The organism is Desulfobacula sp. (assembly GCF_021107415.1).
In genome coordinates, this window is record NZ_JAIOSW010000364.1 from 1 (window position 1) to 3453 (window position 3453).

Sequence of the window (3453 nt, forward strand, 5' to 3'; positions counted from 1 at the left end):
CCTCCTTTAAAGTGGTTTTAGACTTTTGCTTTAAAGGATATCTTTTACCCAGAAGAACATCTACTATCTTCCGTACCTGTAACAAATTGGATGTTGTGGCAATAAGGTTTGTTGCCGTCTGGTTTCCTGATGATTTGAATTTTTGGGGACAAAGTTCACCCAGGTTCGTCCATTCTGCCGGTATATAAGATCGAGTACCGTCCGGCAAAACCAACGTTAAGTGTAAAATTGCATTTCTGTGGAGCCAGCCAAGAACATCAAGGGACTTTCCCTGTAAAGGATGGAGGTTTTTGGTTATCGTAACTTTTGACGGAAAACCGTCGAGGTGGGTAGTGTGTCGTGTGCTCCTTCGACGAGGTAAACCACGATGTTCTCATGGCCCGTGTGGGCCGAAAGGTCAAAGATAAAAGACTCAAGCGGCTGATTAACGCCTACCTGCAATCGGGTGTGATAGTCCAAGAGCCGACGGATAAATGGGGGAATCGGTGTCACATCTTGAATTGTGAATTATAAACAAGGAAAGGGTCTAATATTATCCACAATTGAAGGGGAACTCAACAATCAACATGCACCGGGTTTCACCGGTGATGTTGGGTTATACGCTCTTGGAGAGAACAACAATGCGCGAATTCATATAATAAGTGCAATTCCCAGGTATAAGTAAAAGTGGTTTGCGAATCAATAAATTGATGTATGTATGAATTGAAATTTCCTTTAAAGAATTAAACCAAATTGCATTATATAATAAAATTTGGGAGGGTAAATAATGAAAACTATAAGCATTTCTTTATTGTTAATTATGTTAATACCATTATCTGTAATGGCAGATGCTAAGTATGATATGATATTTGGAGCCTCTGCCGGTAACGTTGAACTTGTCAGGAAAGCTTTTGATGGTATAGATGAGAAAGCTAAAATTGATGCCTTAATGAGTTCCTCATTATCTGGTAAATTAAACGTAGTAAAATTTTGATATCGCATGGTGCTGGTGTTAACGCGAAAAACACGGATGGAGTGACTGTTTTAATGAAGGCTGCTACTGCTGGTAATCCATTAATAATAGAAACTTTGCTATCAAAAGGTGCTGATGTTAATGCTAAAGATAAAGATGGAAGGAGTGTGCTAGATATTGCCAAGATGAAAAAACGTGACAAAGCTATAATGATACTTCAAAAACATGGAGCAAACGAATAGAAGACAAGACGCTAATTTAAGCGATGTTCCATGATTTAGTCACGTCAAAACCGCCACCTGCTATTCGTATCGCAAAGACCGAAGGTGATTTTGAACGACACTTTACTGAAGCTGCGGTCATGTTGGCGTTTGCGTTTCATCTGTTAGAAAACGATTCTAACCTGCAAGAAGTGGAGCTACTCCAGATGGTGAGCATGGCAAGCAATTTGATATTCGTTCATGGCTTGAAGGTCGCGGCTACAATTTCATTAGGCCGGAAGGTACAACTTCTTATGGGGGCTTATATTCTGATGGCGAAATATCTGAAGGCTTTGCACCATATACAAGGGCAAAAGGAGAAAGTGTTAAAGAACGCCAGGAATGGAGCTATTGCCAAATTTGGGCCGATATGTCTCGGGGAGACTACATAAAAACAGAAAGTTTAATGCGAGGGAGATTCGACTCCTCCAAGGCTCATTTTGTCAAGTATTTTCCGGAAAATACTTGACAAAATAGTACAAATACCCTATCGTTTCAGTCAAATCTATTGATCGGGTAAAAATATGAAAATATCAAAAAAAATAAAAGAAACTATAAATAAGCTGCCAGCAGGTACAACCTTCAAATATCGAGAGCTTGACATCTCAAATAATGAGTATGGTGCTGCCACCAAAACAATAGGAAGGCTGATCGCAGAAAAAGCAATTAAACGGATATCAACCGGCGTTTTTTATAAACCCAAAAAAACAGTATTTGGTGAATTGAAACCAGGCGAAGAAAATCTGCTTCGTCCCTATCTATTTATCGGGAACAATAGGATTGCTTATATAACAGGCACAGCATTATATAACAGGATGGGGTTGACCTCTCAAGTTCCCAAAGACATAAAGGTCGCAAGCAAGGTCAAAGAAATCCGTACCCGGATCGGGAATATAAACGTCAGACGGGTAAAAAGTTATATTGACGTTACAAGTATGAATTACCACCTATTGGAAATTCTTGATGCACTAAAAGATTTTAAGCAGATACCGGATCTGGATAGAAAGGCTGCAATAAAGATATTGATTACCGCTATTATATCATTAAAAAAGAAGGAACTTTTACGACTTCTGCAATATGTATATGAATATCCGCCCCGGACCCGGGCATTTTTAGGGGCATTACTGGAAGAAATTAATGTGGATTTGGACTTGGACTATTTAAAACAAAGCTTGAATCCGTTGACGGAATATAAATTGGGAATAATACCGGATATGCTGTCAACGGCAGAGAAATGGAATATAAAATAATGGGACTGCACCAAAACAAAGATCTTTTTAGGGATGCAGTTTTAGCGGCCTCCCAGCGGTTTGCCATTCCAGAAATCTATATTGAAAAAGATTATTGGGTCACTCTGGTGCTAAATAAAATATTCCATTCAGATATGGCAGATCAAATCGTATTCAAAGGAGGAACCTGCCTTTCAAAGTGTCATCAAATTATTCAAAGATTTTCAGAAGATATTGATCTGGTTATATTTCGAAATGAAGGTGAAAACGATAACCAGCTGGCTTGGGAATTATGAACCTTTTACAATTGAAAACGTTGGCAGCTATATTCTGGATCTTATGCACCAGACAGGACAGGAAACATTGATCCAAGAATATGGTCTTCAGTCATTCAAAGTTCAGTCGTTAAGCATCGAACGGACATTTTGTGAAAAAATAATGAGCTTGGTCCGCTTCTCACGAATGGATGAGCCATATCCGGCCCTATCAGATAAAATCAGGCATATATACGACCTTGATCAAATGTTGAAGAATGAATCAGTAATTTCATTCTTCAAAAGTGGTAATTTTTCTAAAATGCTGCAAAAGGTTGGTGAAGACGATTTCATTAGTTATAAAAACAACAATGCATGGTTGAAAGATCACCCCTGTTCGGCAATTATCTTTAAAGATCCAGGAATGACTTGGAAACGTATTCAAAACACCTACAGAACCATTTTTAAAGATTTGGTTATTGGTGACCTGCCGAATGAAAATGATTTGATTGCAACCCTTCAAAAAATTGAAAATAGAATAAAAATGTTTGACTGGAAAATTTGACCCAACCAAAAAATGAACCGGATTTTACCGGTTATTTTATTGTTATAGCGAGGAATATTATGGATAAAGATAGTACACTTTCTGCGACCGATTGGTTTAATGAAGGTTTGAAATATTTCAATAAACCAGACGGGGTTGGTGCAGTCCGGGCATTTGAGGCAGTTGTAAAGATTGACCCTGTCTATCGTCACGA

At 38.4% G+C, this 3453-nt stretch carries 7 protein-coding genes; all 7 read left to right on the forward strand.

Annotation, left to right across the window (positions count from 1 at the left end; translation table 11 throughout):
- The coding region (locus tag K8S13_RS18295; protein WP_291464770.1) for a hypothetical protein at positions 1 to 188 on the forward strand (188 nt) is incomplete at its 5' end.
- 578 nt (positions 189 to 766) lie between these two features.
- The gene (locus tag K8S13_RS18300) at positions 767 to 973 is read left to right on the forward strand and encodes a hypothetical protein (RefSeq protein ID WP_291464772.1); all 207 of its coding nucleotides are present in this window, start codon (positions 767 to 769) and stop codon (positions 971 to 973) included.
- 41 nt (positions 974 to 1014) lie between these two features.
- Positions 1015 to 1194 (forward strand): ankyrin repeat domain-containing protein, encoded by a 180-nt coding sequence (locus K8S13_RS18305; protein ID WP_291464773.1) that lies wholly within the window; start codon positions 1015 to 1017, stop codon positions 1192 to 1194.
- A 23-nt stretch (positions 1195 to 1217) separates the two neighbouring features.
- Positions 1218 to 1604, forward strand: coding sequence for a hypothetical protein (locus tag K8S13_RS18310; protein ID WP_291464775.1), 387 nt, complete (start codon positions 1218 to 1220; stop codon positions 1602 to 1604).
- Positions 1605 to 1736: 132 nt separating this feature from the next.
- A complete protein-coding gene (locus K8S13_RS18315; RefSeq protein WP_291464777.1) occupies positions 1737 to 2462 on the forward strand; it encodes a DUF6088 family protein in 726 nt (241 codons plus the stop codon).
- A complete protein-coding gene (locus K8S13_RS18320; RefSeq protein WP_291464778.1) occupies positions 2447 to 2737 on the forward strand; it encodes a nucleotidyl transferase AbiEii/AbiGii toxin family protein in 291 nt (96 codons plus the stop codon). Before K8S13_RS18315 ends, K8S13_RS18320 begins: the two co-directional genes overlap by 16 nt.
- A 67-nt stretch (positions 2738 to 2804) precedes the next feature.
- Positions 2805 to 3260, forward strand: a complete 456-nt coding sequence (locus K8S13_RS18325) for a nucleotidyl transferase AbiEii/AbiGii toxin family protein (protein WP_367172735.1) — start codon at positions 2805 to 2807, stop codon at positions 3258 to 3260.
- The last annotated feature ends 193 nt before the right edge of the window (positions 3261 to 3453 follow it).